The 21,938-nt window shown below is 59.4% G+C and carries 21 protein-coding genes and 1 tRNA gene; 9 read left to right on the forward strand and 13 right to left on the reverse strand.

Annotation, left to right across the window (positions count from 1 at the left end):
• Positions 1-108: 108 nt before the first annotated feature.
• Positions 109-1,299 carry a sugar transporter gene (locus ACJ8J4_RS07460; RefSeq protein WP_025303485.1) on the reverse strand — a complete coding sequence of 397 codons (1,191 nt, stop codon included), beginning with the start codon at positions 1,297-1,299 and terminating at the stop codon, positions 109-111.
• Between the two features lie 268 nt (positions 1,300-1,567).
• Here ACJ8J4_RS07460 and ACJ8J4_RS07465 point away from each other — a divergent pair, with 268 nt between their 5' ends.
• Positions 1,568-2,254 (forward strand): aspartyl/asparaginyl beta-hydroxylase domain-containing protein, encoded by a 687-nt coding sequence (locus tag ACJ8J4_RS07465; protein WP_025303486.1) that lies wholly within the window; start codon positions 1,568-1,570, stop codon positions 2,252-2,254.
• 38 nt (positions 2,255-2,292) lie between these two features.
• Here the strand turns inward: ACJ8J4_RS07465 and ACJ8J4_RS07470 are convergent, their stop codons facing one another.
• Complete coding sequence (locus tag ACJ8J4_RS07470; RefSeq protein ID WP_213928421.1) at positions 2,293-3,219, reverse strand: aromatic alcohol reductase; 927 nt, start codon at positions 3,217-3,219, stop codon at positions 2,293-2,295.
• Between the two features lie 86 nt (positions 3,220-3,305).
• Here ACJ8J4_RS07470 and ACJ8J4_RS07475 point away from each other — a divergent pair, with 86 nt between their 5' ends.
• Positions 3,306-3,725: a winged helix-turn-helix transcriptional regulator gene (locus ACJ8J4_RS07475; protein WP_213928420.1), complete on the forward strand. Its 420-nt coding sequence runs from the start codon at positions 3,306-3,308 to the stop codon at positions 3,723-3,725.
• 29 nt (positions 3,726-3,754) lie between these two features.
• On the opposite strand, the gene ACJ8J4_RS07480 is transcribed toward ACJ8J4_RS07475, so the two are convergent.
• The 5 genes from ACJ8J4_RS07480 to ACJ8J4_RS07500 all read right to left on the reverse strand — a co-directional run bounded on the left by ACJ8J4_RS07480 (position 3,755) and on the right by ACJ8J4_RS07500 (position 8,795).
• Positions 3,755-4,471: an ABC transporter ATP-binding protein gene (locus ACJ8J4_RS07480; protein ID WP_164099713.1), complete on the reverse strand. Its 717-nt coding sequence runs from the start codon at positions 4,469-4,471 to the stop codon at positions 3,755-3,757.
• Entirely contained in the window at positions 4,468-5,343 is an 876-nt protein-coding gene (locus ACJ8J4_RS07485; RefSeq protein ID WP_025303490.1) for an ABC transporter ATP-binding protein, read from the reverse strand. Before ACJ8J4_RS07485 ends, ACJ8J4_RS07480 begins: the two co-directional genes overlap by 4 nt.
• Positions 5,340-6,626 carry a high-affinity branched-chain amino acid ABC transporter permease LivM gene (livM, locus tag ACJ8J4_RS07490; protein WP_213928419.1) on the reverse strand — a complete coding sequence of 429 codons (1,287 nt, stop codon included), beginning with the start codon at positions 6,624-6,626 and terminating at the stop codon, positions 5,340-5,342. The genes ACJ8J4_RS07485 and livM overlap by 4 nt, the downstream gene beginning before the upstream one ends.
• A 10-nt stretch (positions 6,627-6,636) precedes the next feature.
• Entirely contained in the window at positions 6,637-7,551 is a 915-nt protein-coding gene (locus ACJ8J4_RS07495) for an ABC transporter permease subunit (protein WP_004928592.1), read from the reverse strand.
• A 125-nt stretch (positions 7,552-7,676) separates the two neighbouring features.
• Positions 7,677-8,795 (reverse strand): branched-chain amino acid ABC transporter substrate-binding protein, encoded by a 1,119-nt coding sequence (locus tag ACJ8J4_RS07500; RefSeq protein ID WP_016927040.1) that lies wholly within the window; start codon positions 8,793-8,795, stop codon positions 7,677-7,679.
• Positions 8,796-9,377: 582 nt separating this feature from the next.
• On the opposite strand from ACJ8J4_RS07500, the gene ACJ8J4_RS07505 reads away from it, so the two are divergent.
• Positions 9,378-9,453, forward strand: a tRNA-Asn gene (locus ACJ8J4_RS07505).
• A 73-nt stretch (positions 9,454-9,526) separates the two neighbouring features.
• Here ACJ8J4_RS07505 and ACJ8J4_RS07510 read toward each other — a convergent pair.
• From ACJ8J4_RS07510 to ACJ8J4_RS07520, 3 genes are all read right to left on the reverse strand, one after another.
• A complete protein-coding gene (locus ACJ8J4_RS07510) occupies positions 9,527-10,735 on the reverse strand; it encodes an aldose 1-epimerase family protein (protein ID WP_213928418.1) in 1,209 nt (402 codons plus the stop codon).
• A 424-nt stretch (positions 10,736-11,159) separates the two neighbouring features.
• The gene (locus tag ACJ8J4_RS07515; RefSeq protein ID WP_016927038.1) at positions 11,160-11,462 is read right to left on the reverse strand and encodes an XRE family transcriptional regulator; all 303 of its coding nucleotides are present in this window, start codon (positions 11,460-11,462) and stop codon (positions 11,160-11,162) included.
• A 4-nt stretch (positions 11,463-11,466) separates the two neighbouring features.
• On the reverse strand, positions 11,467-11,820 hold the full coding sequence (locus tag ACJ8J4_RS07520) for a type II toxin-antitoxin system RelE/ParE family toxin (RefSeq protein WP_025303493.1): 354 nt from the start codon (positions 11,818-11,820) through the stop codon (positions 11,467-11,469).
• 438 nt (positions 11,821-12,258) lie between these two features.
• Here ACJ8J4_RS07520 and ACJ8J4_RS07525 point away from each other — a divergent pair, with 438 nt between their 5' ends.
• Both ACJ8J4_RS07525 and ACJ8J4_RS07530 read left to right on the forward strand, forming a co-directional pair.
• A complete protein-coding gene (locus ACJ8J4_RS07525) occupies positions 12,259-13,554 on the forward strand; it encodes an MFS transporter (protein ID WP_025303494.1) in 1,296 nt (431 codons plus the stop codon).
• 26 nt (positions 13,555-13,580) lie between these two features.
• Entirely contained in the window at positions 13,581-14,387 is an 807-nt protein-coding gene (locus tag ACJ8J4_RS07530) for a substrate-binding domain-containing protein (RefSeq protein ID WP_213928417.1), read from the forward strand.
• Here ACJ8J4_RS07530 and ACJ8J4_RS07535 read toward each other — a convergent pair.
• The 3 genes from ACJ8J4_RS07535 to ACJ8J4_RS07545 form a co-directional block, all read right to left on the reverse strand.
• Positions 14,362-15,261: a LysR family transcriptional regulator gene (locus ACJ8J4_RS07535; RefSeq protein WP_197822133.1), complete on the reverse strand. Its 900-nt coding sequence runs from the start codon at positions 15,259-15,261 to the stop codon at positions 14,362-14,364. The genes ACJ8J4_RS07530 and ACJ8J4_RS07535 overlap by 26 nt on opposite strands.
• Before the next feature lie 103 nt (positions 15,262-15,364).
• Positions 15,365-15,730 (reverse strand): diacylglycerol kinase, encoded by a 366-nt coding sequence (locus ACJ8J4_RS07540; RefSeq protein WP_004935528.1) that lies wholly within the window; start codon positions 15,728-15,730, stop codon positions 15,365-15,367.
• Between the two features lie 219 nt (positions 15,731-15,949).
• Positions 15,950-17,074, reverse strand: coding sequence for an N-acetyltransferase (locus tag ACJ8J4_RS07545; protein WP_089196058.1), 1,125 nt, complete (start codon positions 17,072-17,074; stop codon positions 15,950-15,952).
• A 738-nt stretch (positions 17,075-17,812) separates the two neighbouring features.
• Here ACJ8J4_RS07545 and ACJ8J4_RS07550 point away from each other — a divergent pair.
• From ACJ8J4_RS07550 to spt, 4 genes are read left to right on the forward strand one after another with little or no spacing between them, the layout of a single operon-like run.
• Complete coding sequence (locus tag ACJ8J4_RS07550; protein WP_099817399.1) at positions 17,813-19,552, forward strand: fatty acyl-AMP ligase; 1,740 nt, start codon at positions 17,813-17,815, stop codon at positions 19,550-19,552.
• Positions 19,549-20,463: an NAD-dependent epimerase/dehydratase family protein gene (locus ACJ8J4_RS07555; RefSeq protein WP_025303500.1), complete on the forward strand. Its 915-nt coding sequence runs from the start codon at positions 19,549-19,551 to the stop codon at positions 20,461-20,463. Before ACJ8J4_RS07550 ends, ACJ8J4_RS07555 begins: the two co-directional genes overlap by 4 nt.
• A gap of 31 nt (positions 20,464-20,494) precedes the next feature.
• Positions 20,495-20,755: an acyl carrier protein gene (locus ACJ8J4_RS07560; protein WP_015378483.1), complete on the forward strand. Its 261-nt coding sequence runs from the start codon at positions 20,495-20,497 to the stop codon at positions 20,753-20,755.
• Complete coding sequence (gene spt, locus ACJ8J4_RS07565; protein WP_025303501.1) at positions 20,742-21,914, forward strand: serine palmitoyltransferase; 1,173 nt, start codon at positions 20,742-20,744, stop codon at positions 21,912-21,914. Before ACJ8J4_RS07560 ends, spt begins: the two co-directional genes overlap by 14 nt.
• Positions 21,915-21,938 lie beyond the last annotated feature (24 nt).

Consider the following 21,938-nt stretch of genomic DNA (forward strand, 5'->3'; position numbering starts at 1 on the left):
TTAATTAGCAGACTATGAAAAAAAGTTAAGCATAAAACGCTGCAGCAGCCTGTTTTATAGCAGGAAAATGCAGCGCGGGATGCCGCAGCGGCATCCCGAATCGGTGGATTAACGACTGTGGTGCTGCTGCAGCCGTTCGCTGCGATAGACGCTCAGCAGGCACCAGCCGAGAGCGATCAGTGCCAGCGGCGCGGCGACGAAGCCGATGTTGCCCATGCCCAGATGCAGGCTCACCTGGTTGCCCAGCAGCGCGCCGCTGCCGATGCCGAAGTTGTACAGGCCGGAGAAAATCGCCATCGCCACGTCGGTAGCGTCCGGCGCCAGGCTCAGCACTTTGGCCTGCATCGACAGGCCGATCGCCATGATCGCCATCCCCCAGAAGATGCACAGCACCGTCAGGTGGCTTTCGCTGCCGGCGGCCGGCAACAGCAGCAGCAGGCTCAAGGCCAACAGCACGATGGCGCCGATAAAGAAGCCGGAAGGAAACCGCTCGCTGTAGCGGCTGAACAGCAGGCTGCCGACGATGCCGGCGGCGCCGAACAGCAGCAGCATCAGCGTGGTGAAGTTCTCCGACAGCCCGGCCACGGTCTGGATAAACGGCTCGATGTAGCTGTAGGCGGTGAAGTGCGCCGTCACCACGATGATAGTCAGCATGTACAGCGCCACCAGCGCCGGGCGTTTGAACAGCAGCGGCACGCTGGCCAGCGAGCCGGAATGCTCGCTTTTCAGTACCGGCAGCAGGCGCCACAGCAGCACCAGCGCCAGGGTGGCGCACACCGCGATGCCGATAAAGGTCATGCGCCAACCGAGCAACTGCCCCACCACCCGCCCGAGCGGCAGACCGAGCACCATCGCCAGCGCGGTGCCCCCCGCCAGCAGGCTCAGCGCCTGGGCTTTCTTGCCCGGCGGCGCCACGCGGATCGCCAGCGAGGCGGTGATCGACCAGAACACCGAGTGCGCCAGCGCCACGCCGGCGCGCGAGATAACCAGCGTGGTGAAGTCCCAGGCCACGGCGGTCAGCACGTGGCTGGCGATAAACAGCATGAACACGCCGATCAGCAGCTTGCGGCGCTCAATTTTGCTGGTCAGCAGCATGCACGCCAACGAGGCGGCGGCGACGATCCAGGCATAAATGGTAATGATCAGGCCGACCTGTTCGGTTTGCATCGAGAAGCTGGCGGCGATATCGCTCAGCAGACCGACCGGGATAAATTCGGTGGTGTTGAAGATAAAGGCCGAGACGGCGAGGATAACCACGCGCAACCAGGCGGTTGAGCGCGAAACGGGAGCGTGTTCCATGGTAAACAAAATCCGGACAGGTGCGGGCAAGTAGCGATATTTTAACCAACCGGCCCGCTAAATGCGATACGCGTCACACTTTAATTGTGTGGTTTTTTTCGCCGCATTTCGACACATTCGCAGACACACGGTTGCACAAATGCTGTGCTAATCTCTTGAAGCGTACCAATTTTTCCTGCCGCTCTTCCCCTCCGGCCGCCACACAGGACGCGCCGCGCCGAAGAACCGCGCGCAGTGTCCCTTTGGCGTTTTCTGAGGCGAGGTCATTATGTCTGCGATTTATGATTGGTCCGTGCTCGCATTGCGCAATGTTTACGATCGCCGCATTCAGGGCAAACCAGTGCTCGACAGCGCCGCGCTGTTCCCCGACGCCGAACGTTTCACCGCTCAATGGCGGCAGATCCGCGAAGAGGCGCTGACCGTCGCCCACGATCTGCACAATATTCCCCGTTTTCACGAGATCATGATCCAGCAGGAATCGATCTCCGCCAACGACGCGCGCGACTGGCGCATGTTCATCATGAAGGCCTACGGCCAGCCGATTGACCGCAACCTGGCGCGTTGCCCGACGCTGGCGGCGCTGATCGCTTCGTCGCCGGACGTACTGTCCGCCTCGCTCTCCTTCCTCGCGCCCGGCAAGCAGGTGCCGCCCCACCGCGGGCCGTTTCGCGGCATTCTGCGCGGCTATCTGGTGCTGGACATGCCCAAACGCGCCGACGGCGTACCCGCGGCGGTGCTGAAAGTGGACGGCCGCGAATACCGGCTGCACGAAGGGGAGTTCATGCTGTGGGACGATACCTTCGAACACGAGGTGTGGAACGACAGCCCGCAGGTGCGCACCGTGCTGCTGCTGGACATCCGCCGCCGCGACATGCCCGGCGGGCTGCGGCTGCTCTCCAGCGCCATCATCGCCCTGGTGCGGCTGAACGTGCGCTGGATGCAGCGCCAGTTCTGATTCCGGCGCTCAGGCGACTAACCGTCCTGAGAGATCGGCTATTGCTGCGCCAGCCACTGCTCGGCGGTGGTGGTGGCTATGCCCTGGCGCGCATTGAAGGTTTTCGCCTTATCCCAGGCCACGCCGTCGGGGCGGGCGAAAGCCAGCCGGTATTTGGCGCCGACGTCGCGCGGATGGTTCCGCACCTCCTCCTGCAGCCGCTCTTTGTCCAACAAGACTCTGTTGACCTCAACGCCCCAGTGCGCCTGCATGACATCGGCAAGCTCGCGGTAGGTCAGCGTGTCCCCAGCGATATAGACTACCTGGTTGCGAAACGCGGGCCGATGGAAAAAAATCGCGGCCGTCAGCCGGCCAATGTCCGCGGGAGTGGTCAGCGTCACCGCGTAGCGCCAGTCGCCCAGCGCGCGCACCGTTTTGGTTGCCGCGTCCACCACGCCAAAGCCCGAGTCAAACAGGTAGCTGGTGAAAATGCCCGTGGAAACAATCACCCACTCCGTTGCGCTCTGCGCGCGCAGCAGGTGACGCACCTCGAGCTGTTCATCCCACACCGGCTGCCCGCTGCCTTTACCGACGACATCGTAGTCCACGCCGAACTGCCACGGGAAGTAGCGCGCCACGCCCGCTTGCAAGACGGCCTGGGTGATCTTTATCTGCGTGCCCGCCCCGCCGACAAAGCCGCTACAGTTGATCACCGCGTCGAAGGAACGGAATAGCGCACTCAGCGCCTCCACGCCGTTTTGCTGCAGATCGCCTTCCACCACGGCGATACCGAGCCGCGCCAGCGCATCCCGCCGCGCACGATGCGGACCGCTCACGGCGCGGGCGGCCTCCGGCCGGAGCAGCACGCTGATTTTTAAAGCATGGTGTAACCGAGCCTGCCGGCTCATCGCACGCAATACCGGCAGCCCCAGTTCACCGGCGCCGAGGATGAGCACGGTATTGATAGATGGATTTGTGGATTTCATGCTTGCCTCCTGTCTTGACACTGCGTCATCCTGACAGCTGACAAAAACGGGTTCAATTAGGTACACGCGTGATACCGGGGAGGAATATGACGAGCGATCGGGAAGCGCTGCTGCAATTTTCACAGGCGTTCTGTGAAGCATTGAGCAACGACGATGAAGGGTTGAAGCGCGAGATCCTCGCGCATGCGGGCAACCGTTGGTCGCTGGGCGTATTGCATCTCCTGGGCACCCACGGGCCGCTGCGCCACGGCGAACTAGGCCGCCAACTGGCGGGCGTGACGCAGAGAATGCTGACGCGGACGCTGCGCCATCTCGAGCGGGATGGGTTGATATCGCGCTGCGATTATCAGGAAAAACTGCCCCGCGTGGTTTACACCATCACCGAGGCCGGGAAAGAGATGCTGCTCAACATGCTGCCTCTCTGGTCGTGGATTATCTCCTCCGCCGACGCCTTCAGGGCAGCCCGCTCGCACTACGATGGCCAAGAGCGCGACGCCGAAAAATGAACGTGGGCTTCCCTGCCCGCAGGCGGCTATCAGCCGCCGCCCAGATACGCCTTTCTCACCTGCGGATCGTTCAACAGTTCTTCCCCGCTGCCGGTGAGGCGGATCTGGCCGTTGACCATCACATAACCGCGATCGGACAACTTCAGCGCGTGGTTGGCGTTCTGCTCCACCAGAAACAGCGTCATGCCGCTGCGGGTCAGCTCGCGCAGCACGCCGAAGATCTGCCGCACCACGATCGGCGCCAGCCCCAGGCTCGGCTCGTCCAACAGCAGTAGCTTCGGCCGGCTCATCAGCGCGCGGGCGATCGCCAACATCTGCTGCTCACCGCCGGACATGGTCATCGCCCGCTGGTTGCGCCGCTCTTTCAGGCGCGGAAACAGCTCGAACATGCGCGGCAAATCCTCCTCCAGGTAGCGATTGCCGACGGTGATGGTGCCCATCAGCAGGTTCTCCTCTACGCTCATGTCCGGAAAGATGCGCCGCCCTTCCGGCGCCTGCGCGATGCCGCTGCTGGCAACAAAGTGCGTGGAGCGGCGGCTGATGTCCTCGCCGCCAAACAGGATCTGCCCGCCGGCGATGCGCGGCTGGCCGAAGATCGACATCAACAGCGTGGATTTGCCCGCGCCGTTGGCGCCGATCAGCGCCACCGTCTCCCCGGCGTTAACCTGCAGCGACACCTTGCGCAGCGCCTGGATCGGCCCGTAAAACACGTCCACTTCGCGAAATTCCAGCATCGCCTCGCTCATCCCGCCAGCTCCTCTTCGTCCGCGCCCAGGTAGGCGGCGATCACCGCCTCGTTGTGCTGGATCTCCTGCGGCGTGCCGCGGGCGATCACGTCGCCGTGATCGAGCACGATCACCCGATCGGAGATCTCCATCACCATGCCCATATCATGCTCGATCAGCAGCACCGTGATGCCGTGATGCTGGCGCAGGAAGCGGATAATGCGGCTCAGCGTGGCCGTCTCCACCGGGTTCAGCCCGGCGGCAGGCTCGTCGAGGCAAATCATCTCCGGCGCGGTGCACATGGCGCGCGCGATCTCCAGCCGCCGCTGCTGGCCGTAGGACATCTCCCCCGCCAGCCGGTTGGCGCAGTCCACCAGATCTACCACCTCCAGCCAGTAGAAGGCGTGATCGAGCGCGGCGCTTTCCGCCCGGCGGTAGCCCGGCGTATTCAGCACCCCGGCGATCAGGTTGCGGTTGCTCTGCATGTGCTGCGCCACCAGCAGGTTCTCCACCACCGACATTTCGCGGAACAGGCGGATATTCTGGAAGGTGCGCGCCAGCCCGGCGCGGTTGACCAGGTGGGTGCCGCCGAACATCTTGTAATAGAGGCGCGAACCGAGCCGCTTCGGGCGTATCCAATCACCGGCGCGAAACTTCTGCCCCAGCACCTGGATCACATCGGTTGGCCGCTTGTGGGTATTGAGCAGGATCGCGCCGCCGGTGGCGCGGTAAAAACCGGTCAGGCAGTTGAACACCGTGGTCTTGCCGGCGCCGTTGGGGCCGATCAGGGCGGTGATGGAGCCGCGCTCCACCTCCAGATTGACGTCGTTCAGCGCCTTGATGCCGCCAAAGCGCATCATCAGGTGTTCCACCCGCAAAATGGCGTCGCTCATGGCGCCACCCCCTTGCGTTCCGCAAAGCTGGCGCGGCTGATGCGCACCAGCCCGCGCGGCCGCCAGATCATCATCGCCACCATCAGCACGCCGAACAACAGCACCCGGTATTCGGCAAAGCTGCGCAGCAGCTCCGGCGCCACCGTCAGCACGAAGGCCGCCAGCACCACGCCAAGGGTAGACCCCATGCCGCCCAATACCACGATCGCCAGGATCAGCGCCGACTCGAAGAAGGTGAACGAGGTCGGGTTGACAAAGCCCTGATAGGTGGCGAAAAACACCCCCGCCAGCCCGGCGGTGGAGGCGCCCAGCATAAACGCCGACAGCTTCACCAGCACGTGGTTCAGCCCGAGAGAGCGGCAGGCGATCTCATCTTCGCGCAGCGCCTCCCAGGCGCGGCCGATCGGCATGCGCGTCAGCCGGTGCTTGATGTACAGCACCAGCAGCACCACCAAAAACAGCACCGCGTAGATGAAAATGAACTTGAGATTCGGGTTGTAATCGATGCCGAGAAACTCGTGGATCGGCACGCCGCCGTCTTTGGCGCGCCGGCCGAATTCCAGGCCGAACACCGTCGGCGCCGGCACCGAAATGCCGTTCGGCCCGCCGGTGAGCGACATCCAGTTGTTCAGCACCAGCCGGATGATCTCGCCGAACCCGAGCGTAACGATCGCCAGGTAGTCGCCGTGCATGCGCAGCACCGGGAAACCCAGCAGCGCGCCCGCCAACGCCGCCATCAGCGCCCCCAGCGGCAGCATCGCCCAAAACCCCAGCCCGAGATACTGGTAGCCCAACGCCAGCCCGTAGGCGCCGATGGCGTAAAACGCCACATACCCCAGATCGAGCAGCCCCGCCAACCCGACCACGATATTCAGCCCCAGCCCGAGCAGCACATAGATCAGGCCGAGGATCGCCACCGTCAGCAGGTATTTGGTGGCGACGAACGGGAACAGCAGCGCGATCGCCGCCATCAGCGGCAGGAACCAGCGCAGGTTGGATTTATCGCCCAGCGGACGCACGTAGACGCCGTCGCTGCCGCCGTCGAAGCGCGCCAGCACTCTGCGCCCCGGCGCGGTTTGCAGGAACAGGCTCAGCAGCAGCCGTCCGGCCATCACCGCGACGATAATCCACACCAGCCGGTGCGGTTCGAAGTTGAAACTGTAGCCGTTCAGCACGATGCCGACGATCGGCCCGAACACGATCAGGGCGATCAGCCCGGCCAAGACGGCGTCCAGCAGGCTGCGTTTGACGTTCAGCCCGCCGTTGATCACGGATTGCGACATGGCGTTCTCCTTAAACCTTGGCGATCAGCGGCCGGCCGAGCAGCCCCTGCGGACGGAAGATCAGGATCGCCACCAGCAACCCGAAGGAGAACACGTCCTTGTAATCCGAGTTCACCATGCCGGCGAACTGCGCCTCCGCCACCCCGAGCAGCAGCCCGCCCAGCATCGCGCCCGGCAGCGAGCCGATGCCGCCCAGCACCGCGGCGGTGAAGGCCTTGATGCCGATGATAAAGCCGACGTAAAAATCGAAGGTGCCGTAGTTCATGGTGATCAGCACCCCGGCCAGCCCGGCCATGGCAGCACCGATCACAAACACCAGCGAGATCACCCGATCGGTATTGATGCCGAGAATCGAGGCCATTTTGCGATCCTGCTGGGTGGCGCGGCAGATGCGCCCTAGCCGGGTACGCTGAATGATGTAGGTGAGGATCGCCATGCCGAGCAGTGACGCCACCAGAATGAACACCTTGGTGTAGGTGATCTGCACCACGCCGCCGTCGAACTCCAGGCGGAACACGCCGCTCAGCAGCGTCGGGATGCCCTGCTGGCGAGGCCCCTGGCTTATCTGCGCGTAGTTTTGCAGGATTAACGACATGCCGATGGCGGAGATCAGCGGCGCCAGGCGGGTGGAGTTGCGCAGCGGCTTGTAGGCGATGCGCTCGATCACCCAGCCGTACACCCCGGTGATGACGATGGTGAACACCAGCGTGCCGAGGATCAGCAACGGGAACGAGTGCAGCCCGAAGAACGACAGCAGCGCCAAACCGATGGCGCACAGGTAGGCGGAGATCATGTACACCTCGCCGTGAGCGAAGTTGATCATGCCGATGATGCCGTAAACCATGGTGTAGCCGATGGCGATCAGGCCATACACCGCACCGAGGGTCAGGCCGTTGATCAGCTGTTGCAGAAAGAATACATCCATAATGAGCAGTCTCGCCTGGTAAGGCCGCCAACGCAGTCCGACGCGGCCCAAAGGTCATCGCGGAACGGGCTCGCCAGGGCGGCGAGCCCGTCTGTCATAGAGTCACAACGTCAGTATTGGGTTGTTCAAAGCTGGTGATATTTGCCCTTGTCATCCCACTGATAGACCACGTAGTCCGAGACCTTCAGGTCGCCCTTCTGATCCCAGGCTTTTTTGCCCATCACGGTGTCGACATCGTGCGACTTCAGCCATTCGGCGGCCTTGGCGCTGTCTTTGCCGCCGGTGGCGTTGAAGGCGGCGGCGATCGCCTGGATCGAGGCATAGGAGTAGAGGGTGTACCCTTCCGGTTCAAAACCGCTGGCACGGAACTTGGCGATCACCGCCTTGCCTTCCGCGATCTGACGCGGATCGTTGCCGAAGGTCATCAGCACGCCGTTGGTGTACTGCGGCCCGCCGGCGGCGGTCACCAGCTCTTCGGTCACCACGCAGTCGCCGGAGAAGAACTTGGCGGTCACGCCCTGCTCGCGCATCTGGCGCACCAGCGGCCCGGCTTCCGGATGGCAGCCGCCGAAGTAGACCACGTCCGGCTTGACCGAGGCGATCTTGGTCACCAGCGCGTTGAAATCTTTCTCACCGCGCGACAGCCCCTCATACAGCACTTCCTTGACCCCGCGCTTGTTCATTGCCGCCTTCGCTGCGTCCGCCAGCCCCTGGCCGTAGGTGTCTTTATCGTGGATCACCGCGATGCGTTTGGCCTTCAGGGTATCCAGCATGTAGTTGGTGGCGATCACCCCCTGCTGATCGTCGCGCCCGCACATGCGGAACATCGTCTTCATGCCGCGCTCGGTGATCTGCGGGTTGGTGGAGCCGGGGGTAATGGCGATGATGCCGGCCTCGTCATACACCTCGGAGGCGGGCATGGTGGAAGAGGAGCAGAAGTGGCCGACCACCGCCGAGACCTTGTCCTGATCCACCAGTCGGTTGGCGACCGCGACCGCCTGCTTCGGTTCGCAGGCGTCATCCCCCTGCACCAGTTTGATTTTTTCCCCTTTGATGCCGCCGGCGGCGTTGATATCCGCCGCTGCCTGCGAAGCCCCGCGCCAATACTGATCGCCGTATGTGGCGTTCGGCCCGGAGAACGGCCCGGCGACGCCGATGACAATATCGGCCTGCGCGGAAAACGCCGTACCTAAACAACCGATGAGCAAAGCAGCGAGCGGACTTTTTATCAATTTCGATGACATTGTTATCTTCCTCAGCACTGTTTTCATACCCTAGATAATTGGCGTTGCATCCAGGCGGCAAGAGCATGAGCCCCGAGAGCTGACTCAAGGTCAGTGACCGGGGTAAATGCTCGCAGCCAACACCGAGGCAGCGTCAAGTATGACGGGTATAGCGGAACGCCCGGGGGCGCGGAACTTTCACTTTATGTGTAGACGGGGAAAATAATTTTCTTGAGAGCGCAGTCGCATTCCCCAAAAATGGGTAAGCAAAAACCCAGCCATTGTGACGACGAATACATATTGTTTGCTTATTCATCCTACATATCAGTTGCGGCGCGGCGTGTGGCGGCGTTAGCCGGAGACTGGGCAATACGGCTAGCGCGAGAGGAAGTATGGGAGGGAGAACGGCCCTGCACCATCGCCGTGCAAAGGCGTGTGCAAGCGGCGTCAAAACGATTGGGGATGCAAAAATCAACGCATAGCGATGGAAAATGCCGAAAAACAGCGCAAGGTGCTCATTCCCTCAGCAAACGCACTTTTTTTGCAGTTTAGCGCTTTGACAAACCCCAGGCGCCCCGCTATTATTCGCCCCGTTCACACGATTCCTCTGTAGTTCAGTCGGTAGAACGGCGGACTGTTAATCCGTATGTCACTGGTTCGAGTCCAGTCAGAGGAGCCATATTTAGAGAAGCCCGCTTAAGGAAACTTAAGCGGGCTTTTTGCTTTAACGCTAAATGCATCGACAGGCAGCGTTACTCTTTGGCTATCGGCGCGTCATTCTCATCAATTTTTACCTTGCCCTGAATATCCGCAATCTTCTGCTCCAGATCCGCCACCTGCGCTTTGCTGTGCAGCAAGGTATAGGTCAGATCAAACTGCGCACTGGCGCCTGGCTGCAGCTGCTTAACGCGTTTTTGTTCGCGCTCGATAGTGACCGGGTAGGCATAGCTGGTGCCCGGCTCAATCCCCGTGACATACCCCTGTTTTAACGTATCGGTATTCTTCCACAGCGTCAGGACGGGCAACTGGCGGGTATCGAACTGAATCGCCACCCCTTTGTCGCCCGCGTTATTGACCAGCGCCGCCAGTGTCTGATGATTCGGATCCGATAATGGCTTAATGTTAAAGACCATTTCATCGAACCCTTTGGTTGGACCGGCATAGGTTGCCCAGGTCTTCAGCCCGGCTTTGGCATAGTCGTTAAACGGGCTGATGCTGGCCATCGGCGCCAGGAAGCGGGCGCCATTTTCCAGAATCGGTGCGCCGAAATTGCTGTGATAAATAATCTGGTAGTCATGGGGATAATCCGCCCGGTTGGTTAACACATCATGCAGGCGGAAACTGTTGCTGCCGGGCACATAGCGCAATTCGGTCAGGGTTTGCAGATCGGTTTTTTTGAATGTGCTCTCTTTGATCAGGCCGCGAACACGAATTTCATACGGCGCCGTATCCGCGACCTCAACCTCAACCCGCGAGGCCGGCGTATTGCCTGCTTTGCCGTGCAACGTGTACATTTGCCCTGCGTCGGTCACCGGATGCCCGGTCCACTCATAGCCACAACGCACCATCATCTCATTGAAACCTTCCAGCCAGCCGAGCCCATTGCGGCTTTCCAGGTTGATAAAGGCGGGGTTGACCACCTCTTTGACCGGGGAATCCCATCCCATTTTCGCGCCAAAGCCTTCTGCCCGCAGGAGGTTCATGCCACGGGTGGGACTCAGCGTGATGGTCAGGCCATCCTCGCTGCGGATAATCACGACTTTGCTGCCTTCTTGCTTACCGCCGTGCAACACCTTCTGCTCAATGCTGAACGTTTTATCCTTAATCTTCAGCGCCTCGCTCGAAATCTTCCAGTTTCCTTTCTCCACGCCATCTTCAGCGCTGGTCAGCACCCAACTCTGCGCCGCCGCCTGCCCTGAAATCAGGGCCGAAAACACCGCCATCACCCATGTCTTTTTCATTTCCCTTCCCCTTTAGCTGAATCGATTTTTTATAAACAAGGAAAATTTACTGTTAAGCAGGTTAAAGAAATGTGATGAGCTTCACCGGGTGAGTATTTGACGAAATAGCGCGATAAAAATACGAATTTCATCGCAGTTTTAATGAAATACGTTGACTTTTTGCACATGAAACGAGCTACTTATCAATATAATTTGTATCGTTTCAGCTAAGGAGCAAGGAGACAGTTACGGGCAAGCAAGACATCGCGAAGGGAGTGCGCGTGGCTTGTTTAACGCTATCCGGCCCAAACGAAAGTGCTCAGACAGCCTGCCCGTCTTGCGCCTCTTTGCTTTCACGGCCGCCTGCTTGTGTCAAAGGAGCCCTGGTGCACAAAGCCCGCTCCGGGGAACCTGAGCGGGCTTAGTGCCTTTCTGCCGTTAGCGCTTACAGCACAAACTCGTAGTGAGAGCCGTCCGGCAGTTCGATGTCCAGGCGCAGTTTGCCGCCGGCCGCCTCAACATAGCGTTTAAGCGAAGACAGTTTCAGATCGCGGCCCGGTTTTTCCATTACGGCAACGGTCGGCTGCCTGATCCCCAGCGCCTGCGCCATTTCAACCTGCGTTTTCTGTACTTTTTCACGCAGCTCGGCAAGGTGAATGTTCAGCATGATGTCCGCCGCCAGCGCCTGCGCTTTGGCCACGACCTCGGGCTTTTCATCCGCAATAAGCTGTTCCAACGTTCTGCCCATCGCGTCACTCCTTCTCGTTTAATGTGTTCAGCCAGTTCGTGAATTCCCGATCGGCAACCTGGATCATCCGATCGTAAAAACGCTTTTCATTACCAGCTTTATTGCCCGCGCAAAGCACGATGCCAATACGGTACGGATCGAAAGCGAAGAATGCCCGCAACGGTTCGCCTCGGCACTGAATGCGCAACTCTTTCATATTGCTGTAACGTGAGCCTTTAACCGTATCGGCATAGGGTCTGGGCAGACCCGGCCCCTTTTCCCGCAGGACCATCAATGCGGCAAGTACGCCGGCCCGATCGGCATCGCTGAGCGATCTGTACCAATGATCAAATGCATCCGTTGTTTTAATTTCCCACACGGGACCTCCCTAAAATATAGATCAGTAACTATATAGATGTAAAGCTATAGCAGAGAGGCGCAGGGATAACATGCAAAGGCATACGTGGATACTGCAAGGCTGAACGTACATCCACGTATTTTGCAAACGCAGTGCGAGGTATTCATCTTTTTACGTACGGTATCGAACAATCGTTCAGAGGCACGGGGCGCTTCCCCGCCGCCCCTTTATGAACCCTGTCACAAAAAGCGCATAACGTTTTCGGCGTTCTGCGCAGCGGGCAATGAGCGACAAACTTGTTAACGCCACGTTACATCGGGTTAGGCAACATTGTTAACGCCGATTGATGCGTCAAACGCATCGCGTCATGCGTTTATTGCGCTTATTTACTTTATTTTCCTGAGCGAGTCTTCAGCAACAGGCGCGGCGTCAAGCGCCAATAACAAACTGGAGATAAAGATGCATTCCTCTACCTCACCCATGACCATCAGGGCCAGAACCGGCGCGATACTGCGCGTCACCTCCGGCAACTTTTTAGAGCAGTTCGATTTTTTCCTGTTCGGCTTTTACGCTACCTACATCGCACACACCTTTTTCCCGGCCAGCAGCGAGTTCGCCTCGCTGATGATGACCTTCGCGGTATTCGGCGCAGGTTTTCTGATGCGCCCGATCGGCGCCATCGTGCTGGGCGCTTACATCGATAAAGTCGGCCGCCGCAAAGGGCTGATCGTGACCCTGTCGATCATGGCCGCAGGCACCTTCCTGATCGTGCTGATCCCCTCTTACCAAAGCATCGGGCTTTGGGCGCCGCTGCTGGTGCTGTGCGGGCGTCTGTTGCAAGGCTTCTCGGCGGGCGCGGAGCTGGGCGGCGTGTCCGTCTATCTGGCTGAAATCGCCACGCCGGGCCGTAAAGGCTTCTACACCAGTTGGCAGTCCGGCAGCCAGCAGGTGGCTATCATGGTGGCGGCAGCCATGGGCTTCGCGCTCAATGCGGCGCTGGAAGAAAGCGCCATTCGCGAATGGGGCTGGCGCCTGCCTTTCCTGTTTGGCTGCCTGATCGTTCCCTTCATCTTCTTCCTGCGCCGCAAGCTGGAAGAGACGCAGGAATTTACCGCTCGCCGTCACCACCTGGCGATGCGCGACGTGTTTAAAACCCTGCTGAAAAACTGGCCGGTGGTGATCGCCGGCATGCTGATGGTCGCCATGACCACCACCGCGTTTTACCTCATCACCGTCTATGCGCCGACCTTCGGCAAAAAGGTGCTGCTGCTCAGCGCTTCAGACAGCTTGCTGGTCACCCTGCTGGTGGCGATCTCCAACTTCATCTGGCTGCCCATCGGCGGCGCGCTGTCGGATCGCTTCGGCCGCAAACCGGTTCTGGTCGCCATGACGTTGCTGACGTTGGCCACCGCCTACCCGGCGCTGAGCCTGCTCGCCGCCGCCCCCAGCTTCAGCATGATGCTGGCCGTGCTGCTGTGGCTGTCCTTCATTTACGGCCTCTACAACGGCGCGATGATCCCGGCCTTGACGGAGATCATGCCAACGGAAGTGCGGGTGGCCGGGTTCTCGCTGGCCTACAGCCTGGCGACGGCGGTGTTCGGCGGCTTTACGCCGGTAGTCTCCACCGCGTTGATCGAATACACCGGCGACAAGGCTTCACCGGGCTACTGGATGAGCTTCGCCGCGCTGTGCGCCCTGCTGGCAACGCTGTATATGTATCGCCGCATCGCCATGCCGCTGCAAACCGCGCGCTAAGCCGCCATCTCAAAAGGAATGATGTCATGCTAAAACTCACTCGTTCGATCCTCGCCGCGCTGGTGTGCGTCTCCTGCAGTACGGCGGCGCTGGCCAAAGACGTGACCGTGATGATCTCCGGCGGCTTCAAAGCCGCGCTGGAGAAGCTGGCCCCGGAATATGAAGCCCAAAGCGGCGATAAAATCATTCTGGTGTCCGGCCCCTCGATGGGCAAAACGCCGCAGGCGATCCCCGCGCGGCTGGCGCGCGGAGAGCAAGCCGATGTGCTGATCATGGTGGGCGACGCGCTCACCCAACTGGAAAAAGAGCGCTGGACCCAGCCGGGTTCGCGCGTGGAGCTGGCCGATTCGCCGATCGGCATGGTGGTCAAACAGGGCGCGCCCAAGCCGGTGATAAAAACGGATGCCGACCTGCGCAATGTCCTGCTGCAGGCGGACTCTTTCGCCTATTCCGACAGCGCCAGCGGCCGCTATGTCAGCGGCCAACTGTTCAAAAAGCTGGGTATCGAGGAACAGGTGAAAGGGAAAGCGCATAAGGTTGAGCGCATTCCGGTGGCCTCTGAAGTGGCGAAGGGGAAATACGCACTGGGCTTCCAGCAGGTCAGCGAATTGCTACCCGTGGCGGGCGTGACCTTTATCGGCGAGCTGCCGGAAAACGTGCAGTACATCACCCGCTTCGCGGGCGCGGTGACCGCCAAGGCGGAGCACCGCCGCGAAGGCAAAGCGCTGCTGGACTTCCTCGCCTCCTCTCAGGCGCAGCCGACCATTCGCGCAACCGGCATGCGAACCGTGCCGGCGCCGCAGCCGGTCAGGCAGAGTGATACTGTTCAGTAATCAGCTTTTCCAGCTCAGCGGCGACGAAAGACTGCATACGGCCGCCGCGTCTGATGAGGCCTACGGTGCGTTTCACCACCGGATCGACCAGCGGCACCGACGTCAACACCGAGTGCTCTAAAGCGGGCATCGACATGGCGGGCACGGCGGCAATGCCGATGCCCGCCTCAACCATGCCCAGCATGGTCGTCACATGGCGAGTTTCACACACGCTGGGGCGTTCCGGCACGAGGTGTTCCAGGCGCTGATCGAGCAGATTGCGATTGCCGGAGGTTTTATCCAGCGACACGTAATCCTGCTGATAAAACTCCCGCCAGGTGAGGCTCTTTTTACCGGCGAGCGAATGGTCACGCCGGCAGGCGGCCACGTAGACGTCCCCCACCAACGGCACAAACTCAAGATTAGGCTGCAGCCGCCCGGCGAAGCAGATGCCGAAATCGGCTTGGCCGCCGGTGACCGCCTCGATGACATTGCCTGCGCTGCCGTCGATCAGCTTAACGCGCACGCGCGGATAGCGAAGCCGGAAACGGCGTATCACGTCGGGCATGAAATAGTAGGCCGCCGATGGCACCGTGGCGACGGTGACCAGCCCCACCCGCTCCTGGCTGACCTTATCGATATCGGCCATCACCGCTTCGACGTTCATCAGTAACTGCTCCGAACGTTCGGCGAAGGCCTGCCCGTACAGCGTCAAGGTCACGCGCCGGGTGGTGCGGTCGAACAATTTGATGCCCAGCGCGTTTTCCAGCTTCTCAATCCTGCGGCTCAATGCCGACTGCGACAGGCAAATGGACTCTGCGGCCAGCCGAAAATTGCCGTACTCCACCAGCGCGCGAAACGCATAAAGATCGTTGAGATCAAAATTCACGGGCATAACGGCCAACTCTCCTTGCTGAAATGGCAGAGGACGCAAAACAACGATGATAACCGCTTATATCGCCACGGCAACCGGCTTGCTGGTTGAGCCACCAAAGCCCCTATCGCCCCAGCAGCACCATTCCCCAAATAATGATAGTCATCACCACGGCCACCAGCTGCGCTGCGCCGCCCAAATCTTTGGCGCGTTTGGATAACGGATGCAATTCCAGCGAAATGCGATCGACCACGGTTTCAATCGCCGTATTAAGCAGCTCAACCACCAATAGCAGAAAACTGCAGGTGATTAATAACAGCCGTTCTATATTTGTAATATCTAAACCAAATGTAACAACCAGTAAAATGGCGTTAATAACCAATAATTGGCGGAACGCATCTTCGGTAAGCACGGCGTCAATAAACCCGGCCCAGGAATTCCTTATGCTGTAGGTTAATCGGCTTATTCCTTTTTTCTTTTCCACAGGCATACAATCTGCTCTCGTCAAGACTGCGACAATCACTCGCGAATAAATAACGCGGCGTGAATTTATCACGAGTTTATTAATTAAGGACCTTAACTGTTCTCTTCCAGGAAGTGATGCATTCCCTCACGCGCCGTCACCCTGCCCCTGAAACGGCACCGCCCGAAAATACCCTGCCGCGGTTATTATTCTGAGAACGTGAAAAGGCGATGCGTTATCAGCCGGTTAAAGCGTTTTCTCGAACAAGCGGTAGCGCTTATAGGGAACTGCGCCGATGCGTTCTAAAATCGTCCGCATGCCGGTATTGGTTTCCAGGATCCACGACATTTCCAGCGCGTCGATATTGCGCTTCGCGAAAGGCTCGCGCAGCGCCTCAATAAGCAACAGCGCAATAATCGGCCCGATGCGGCTGAATTGATATTCCTGACGCACGCCCATCAACGGCACGCGCGCGGTGCGCACGCCGCTGACTTTCAGCCGCCACAAGAGCTTCGCCCAACCGAACGGCAATAACCGCCCCTGCAGATCGGCAATCGCTTCGTTGATGTTTGGCAGGCCGACAATAAAGGCGCAGGGGGCACCATCCACCTCGGCGATATGGATCATATCGTCGGGCACCAGAAACTTCAGCTGATCCCCCATGGTGGCGAACTCATGCTCGGTGAACGGGACAAACCCCCAGTTATGCTGCCACCCGGAGTTGAACACCTCGCGCAGCACCTGCATCTCCTCGCGAAAGCGCTTGCGATTGAGGCGGCGCACGGTCACCTTTTTGCGCACCTGATCCATCATCCGGGTCAGCGACGGCGAAAAATGCAGATCGGTTCTTTTCATCCAATAGGCAAGCAAATCAATCCCTTCGCTGTAGCCCTGTTGCGCTATCTGGGCCGCGTAGTAGGGTTTCGCGTGCGTCATCAGGGCGGAAGGCGGGGTATCGAACCCTTCGACCAACAGGCCGCTTTCCTGATTGATATTGAGGCTGAATGGCCCGGTGATTTTACGCGCGCCTTTCGATCTCAGCCACTCTTCCGCGACCGTGAATAAGGTGCTGAAAACGGCGGGATCGTCAACGGCGTCAATCATGCCGAAGTGGCCGGTATCCTCGCCATGCAGCTCCCGGTGCAGAGAATCGATTTGCGCCGTGATGCGCCCAACGACTTTGCCTTGTTTTTTGGCCACCCATGCCTGCCATTCAATATGGTCGGTGCCGGGATTCTTCTTTGACAGGTGCTCTTCGCGCTCGATATGCAGCGGCTCAATCCAGTTCGGATCATCGCGAAACAGTTGCGAGGGGAAAGCAATAAATTCTTTAAGTTCGCGTTTATCCAGAACTTTCTCAATACGGATCATAAATAGCCTTACGTTTTAATAAAATAATTAAATGAGCGCGCGACAACGCCTTTAGCATTTTTTATGCTGTTCTCTTTTATTGGATTGTGTATTGCCTCCGGTTCAATGATAAGAAAAACCGAATATTACCCCCTGTGAATCAGCGCATTATTGGCTCTACATTCACCCTGTGATGTCCATAATTGATAAAAAAAGGAAACAGAAAGCGGCGCAGCCAGGCTACGCTAATGGTGCTCTTTTATTATTTCGTGCTGTTATGGCAAAAGAAACTCGCCGTTTTTAGTGTACCGACTTTAATCAGGAGGTGTGCCGCCATCTTTACCACTTAATGCTCTTTTTAAGATTAGCCTTAAATGAATCGTTCACTTTTGGATTTCTTGCGGCATACTGTTTAGGAAGTGTTTAAGTTCCAAGATAGCCATGCATGAGGTCATAACCTATGAGCCGACAGTTATTTCCTGCCCGACAGATGCAGACTAAAGAACGGCGAAACCCGGATATTACAATAGCCTCTCGTATATCGCCGGGGTGCCGTTCAGGCTGATAGCACGGGCTACTCGCGCTCTGACCGGTTAATAACCGGCGTGCCGCTCAAGCACGGCAATATACGCTGTTCGCGGAATGAAGATGGTTGAATAACAAACTTATTCAAAAACCTATTCATAGTAAAACATCAATTACCTCGCCAAGAGTGATTTTTCTCTTTTGGTGATTTTTAATCTATGGCTAAGTTTGTCTATGTCTGAAACAAGTTCCGTTCATTCTCTTCCTATGCGCTATGCGGACTTCCCCACTTTAGTGGACGCGTTGGATTACGCGGCGCTGGGCAATACGGGAATGAATTTTTACGACCGTCGCAATCAACTCGTGACCGTTCTCGAATATCGCACGCTGCAGCAAAAAGCGATCTCGGGCGCGCGGCGCTTATTGTCCCTGAAGCTCAAGAAAGGCGATCGCGTGGCGCTTATCGCCGAAACCAGCGCGGGATTCGTCGAAGCCTTTTTTGCGTGCCAATATGCCGGCCTGGTGGCGGTACCGTTGGCGATCCCGATGGGCGTGGGCCAGCGCGACTCCTACACCGCCAAACTGAAAGGGCTGATCGCCAGCTGCAACCCGGCGGCGATCATCAGCAGCGAAGAGTGGACACCGCTCATCGCGTCAGCCACGGAAAACACGTCGGCGATGCACATCCTCAGCGACGAGGATTTTAACGCCTTGCCGGAGCCGGAGATCGCGTTGCCCGCGCCTTCGCCCGACGATATCGCCTACCTCCAATACACCTCGGGCAGCACCCGCTTTCCGCGCGGCGTGATCATTACCCAGCGGGCGGCCATGGCGAACCTGAACGCGATCAGCCGCGACGGGATCAAGCTGCGTGCGGGCGATCGCTGCGTTTCATGGCTGCCCTTCTATCACGACATGGGCCTGGTCGGTTTCCTGCTGACGCCGGTAGCGACCCAGCTGTCCGTCGATTATCTGCGCACGCAAGATTTCGCCATGCGCCCGATGCAGTGGCTGAAACTGATCGCCAAGAATCGCGGCACGGTGTCCGTCGCCCCGCCGTTCGGCTACGATCTGTGTCTACGCCGCAGCAACGCCAAAGAGCTGGCCGATCTGGATCTTTCCAGCTGGCGGGTCGCGGGCGTAGGCGCCGAGCCGATCCCGGCCGAGCTGCTCGGCCAGTTTGGCGAACACTTCAGCAGCATCAACTTCGACAGCAAAGCCTTCATGCCGTGTTACGGCCTGGCCGAGAACACCCTGGCGGTGAGCTTTTCCGATCCTTGCTCCGGCCCGCAAACCAACGCGGTCGACCGCGATATTTTGGAGTACGAGGGTAAAGCGGTCGCGCCGGGCAAAAAAACCCGCGCCGTCTCGACCTTCGTCAACTGCGGCCGTGCGCTGCCCGGCCACCGCATCGAGATCCGCAGCGAAACCGGGCAAGCGCTGCCGGAGCGCCAGGTCGGCCATATCACGATTTCCGGCCCCAGCCTGATGAACGGCTATTTCTGCGACGATGAATCTCAGAAGCAAATTCAGGTGACCGGCTGGATGGATACCGGCGATCTGGGCTACCTGCTGGACGGCTATCTGTACGTCACCGGCCGCAAGAAGGACTTGATCATCATTCGCGGCCGCAATATCTGGCCACAGGATATCGAGTACGTCGCGGAATCCGAACCGGAAATCCGTTCCGGCGATGCGATTGCCTTCGTGACTGAAGAACACGACGAAGCGGCCAGGATCATTTTGCAAATCCAGTGCCGAGTCAGTTCGGAAGAACGCCGGGAACAAATCGTGCATTCGCTGAGCGCGCGCATTCAAAGCGAGTTCGGCATTGCGGTGGACATCGAGCTGCTGCCGCCGCACAGCATTCCCCGCACGTCATCGGGCAAACCCGCCCGTGCGGAGGCCAAAAAACGCTGGCTGAGCGCTTCGCTCTATCCGCAAATGCCGCAGCTGGCCGGTTTCGCGCAATGAGCGGCACCGTCGCAGTGACGGGCGCGACCGGCTTTATCGGCCGGCATATCGTCCAGGAACTGCTGGCGCAAGGGTTTAACGTGCGCGCCCTGACGCGGCAAGCCGGAAAAGCCGCCGCGGACAACCTGCAGTGGATCCCCGGCGCGCTGGAAGATCGGCCCTCGCTCACCGAGCTGGTGCGCGGCGCAGAATACGTCGTGCATTGTGCGGGCCAGGTGCGCGGGCATGCGGAAGCGGTGTTCACCCGCTGCAACGTCACCGGCAGCCTGAACCTGATGCAGGCGGCCAGGCAAAACGGCCGCTGCAATCGTTTCTTGTTCATGTCGTCGCTGGCGGCCCGCCATCCGGCGCTGTCCTGGTACGCCCATTCAAAACAGGCCGCCGAGCAGCAACTCATCGCCGCCTCCGGCGATATCGCGCTGGGGATTTTCCGCCCAACGGCGGTTTACGGGCCGGGCGATAAAGAGCTGAAACCGCTGTTCAACGGCCTGCTGCGCGGCGTACTGCCCCGGCTGGGCGCGCCTGAGGCCAAGCTCACTTTTCTGCACGTGAGCGATTTGGCAAAGGCGGTCAGCCAATGGGTGCAGGCCGAACCCGCGCAGCCGAATATTTACGAACTGTGCGACGGCGTGGCCGAAGGCTATAACTGGCTGCGCCTGCGCGACATCGGCGCCGCCGTGCGTCACGGGCCGGTGCGTCTGGTGAGCATTCCGCTGCCGCTGCTGAAAGCCCTGGCGGATATCAGCGTGGTGTGGAACCGCCTGGTCAAACAAGAGCCGATGCTGACGCGCAGCAAAATACGCGAATTAACGCATCACGACTGGTCCGCCAGTAATCACGCGCTGTCGCAACAGATTAATTGGTTTCCACAGGTAAGTTTGGAGCGCGCACTGCGCGAAGGGCTGTTTTAATTATTCCAATTAGAGGTGTGTCAACGTTCTTATGCTAAATCGCGATGCTGTAATGGATTATATCCTGACGTGTTTGCAAGGTATCGTCGAAGGCGGAGTGGAAATAAAACCTGATAGCGATCTCGTCAATGATCTTGGCCTGGAATCCATCAGAGTCTTGGATCTGCTGATGATGCTGGAAGATGAATTAGATATCTCCATTCCTATCAATATATTGCTTGATGTCAGAACGCCGGAGCAACTGCTTGACGCGCTGCGCCCTTATCTGGAGAAAAACCATGGGACTGTATGATAAGTTTGCGCGGCTCGCCAATGACCGTGAGCAATTTCAAACGTCCGGTCTGAATCCGTTCGGCACCTGCATCGACGAAGTCTATTCCGCCACCCAGGGGCGCATCGGCGATCAAAAGATTGTCCTAGCAGGCACCAATAATTACCTTGGCCTGACGTTCGATGCGCAGGCGATCGCCGCCGGCCAGGCGGCCCTGGCCGCGCTCGGCACCGGCACCACCGGCTCGCGCATGGCGAACGGCAGTTACGGATCGCACCTGACGCTGGAACGGGAGCTGGCGGAGTTCTTCGATCGCCCAAGCGCCATCGTTTTCTCCACCGGCTATACCGCCAACCTGGGCGTCATCAGCACCCTGGCGGGGCCGGGCGCCGTGGTGTTGATCGACGCGGACAGCCACGCGAGCATTTACGACGCCTGCGCCCTCGGCGGCGCGGAGATTATTCGCTTCCGCCACAATGACGCCGCCGATCTGGAGCGCCGCATGGTGCGCCTGGGCGAGCGGGCCCGCGAGGCGATCATTATCGTGGAAGGCATCTACAGCATGCTGGGTGACGTCGCCCCGCTGGTGGAAATCGTCGATATCAAGCGGCGGCTCGGCGGCTATCTGCTGGTCGACGAAGCGCACTCCTTCGGCGTGATGGGTGAGCACGGCCGCGGCCTGGCCGAAGCGCTCGGCGTCGAGCAAGACGTGGATATTATCCTGGGCACCTTCAGCAAAAGCCTGGCTTCAATCGGCGGTTTCGCCGTCGGCGGCAAAGGGATGGACGTGCTGCGCTACAGCAGCCGGCCGTATATCTTTACCGCTTCGCCGTCGCCGTCCAGCATCGCATCGGTGCGCACGGCGCTGCAAAAAATCGCGCGCCATCCCGAGCTGCGGGAAAAGCTGTGGAGCAACGCGCACCGTCTGTACCACGGCCTCGCCGAACTGGGGTATACCCTGGGGCCGCGCATCAGCCCGGTGGTGCCGGTGATGATCGGTTCAAAAGAAGAAGGATTGCGTTTCTGGCGCGAGCTGATCGCCCACGGGGTGTATGTAAACCTGGTGCTGCCACCGGCCGCGCCGGCGGGCGTCACCCTGTTGCGCTGCAGCGTCAATGCCGCGCACAGCGATGAAGAGATAGACGCCATCGTGCGCGCCTTTGCGGCGCTGAAAAAATAAAGCCTTCCCTCTCGGCCGCGGCGG

Source organism: Serratia sp. CY47280, assembly GCF_052168655.1.
GTDB classification, from domain to species: domain Bacteria; phylum Pseudomonadota; class Gammaproteobacteria; order Enterobacterales; family Enterobacteriaceae; genus Serratia; species Serratia bockelmannii.